Origin of the sequence: Vibrio sp. Hep-1b-8 (assembly GCF_006124995.1) — a bacterium.
Classification (GTDB): domain Bacteria; phylum Pseudomonadota; class Gammaproteobacteria; order Enterobacterales; family Vibrionaceae; genus Vibrio.
Genome location: NZ_QEWN01000053.1, coordinates 1 through 1614 on the forward strand (window position 1 = coordinate 1; position 1614 = coordinate 1614).

Consider the following 1614-nt stretch of genomic DNA (forward strand, 5'->3'; position numbering starts at 1 on the left):
TATTGGCGTATTTAGGTTGGCCACTGAACCAAGACATTGATAAATGGCTACCAACGCATTACCAGTTGCCGGCAGGCAGTAAGAAAAAAATTCGCTATCAGCAAGGTCAGGAGCCCGTGTTATCAGTACGAATGCAAGAAGTATTTGGTGAGCAGGCTTCTCCAGAAATAGCACAGGGCAGGAAGCGTTTAGTTTTGGAACTACTCTCTCCGGCGCAGCGACCTCTGCAAGTGACCCGAGATCTTGCTAGCTTTTGGGCGGGTGCTTATATCGAAGTGCAAAAAGAGATGAAAGGTCGCTACCCAAAACACGTTTGGCCTGATGATCCCGCTAACCATGTAGCGACAACGAAAACAAAACGACAATTGAACTCATGACCAAGAAAAATACCACCACAACCAGTAAGGCAAAAACACCCACAACCGCCAAGAAGCCATCTGGTAAACGAAGCGCGAAATCGCCTCAGCGTAAGCCTAGTAAGCCGCCCCAACGTAGGTGGCTGAAAACATTATGGGGCATTAGCTGGAAGGTCGGCTTAGCTGGCTTCGCTTTGTTGCTGTTTGTTGGTATCTATCTAGATAGTGTGGTTAAACAACGCTTTGAGGGGCAATTATTTGATTTGCCTACTGTGGTTTATGCGCGAATCCTTAACTTGGCTCCGGGCGAAGATATTACGATTCAAGAAGTGCGCAATGAGTTAGACGTGCTCAATTACCGCAAAGTCCGCCAACCTCGCTACCCTGGCGAGTACTCTTCTTCTTCGACAAAAATTGAAGTGATTCGTCGACCATTTGAATTTAGTGATGGTCCAGAGCCTGATCGTCATGTGATGCTCCATTTCTCTTCAAGCCAGCTAGAGCGCATTCAATCACTAGAAAAGAAAGGCGATTTAGGCTACTTACGTATTGAGCCGAAAATGCTTGGTATGTTGGAGAAAAACCACGATGAACAGCGGCTGTTTTTGCGTCGAGACCAGTTCCCAGAAGTCATGGTAGATGCCCTACTCGTCACAGAAGATCGCAACTTTTACCAACATGATGGTGTTTCGCCTGTTGCGATTGCACGAGCGATGGTTGCTAACGTAAAGGCGGGCAGAACTGTGCAGGGTGGCAGTACTCTGACTCAGCAGTTGGCCAAGAATATTTTTCTATCCAGTGATCGAACCTTATGGCGCAAAGTTCGAGAAGCCTACATTGCTTTGATTCTGGATTATCGCTACAGCAAAGATCGCATACTAGAGGCGTATTTGAACGAGGTTTATCTCGGTCAAAGTGGCGGCGAGGCGATTCATGGCTTTGGTCTTGCATCGCGACTTTACTTTGGTCAGCCGATCCAAGAACTGCGCATTGACCAGCTTGCTCTGCTGGTGGGCATGGTAAAAGGTCCTTCCTACTACAATCCGGTGCGCTTTCCTGAGCGTGCGAAAGAGCGTCGAGATTTAGTGTTACGCTTAATGATGCAGCAAAACATTCTCACGGCAGAACAGTATGATATGGCGGCAAGTCGCCCCCTTGATATTCAGGACAATCCGAAAATTGCCAGCCGCCAACCCGCTTATTTTCAGCAGTTGAAGATTGAACTAGAGCAGAAGGCAGGGGATGCATTTCAGTCAGA

The 1614-nt window shown here is 47.7% G+C and carries 2 protein-coding genes; both read left to right on the plus strand.

The window, feature by feature from the left end:
- On the plus strand, positions 1–377 hold a 377-nt coding region (locus DA100_RS08120; protein ID WP_276608337.1), incomplete at its 5' end, for an ATP-dependent helicase C-terminal domain-containing protein.
- Positions 374–1614, plus strand: a 1241-nt coding sequence (locus tag DA100_RS08125; protein WP_171052176.1) for a transglycosylase domain-containing protein, incomplete at its 3' end; no start/stop codon positions are given. The genes DA100_RS08120 and DA100_RS08125, both read left to right, overlap by 4 nt.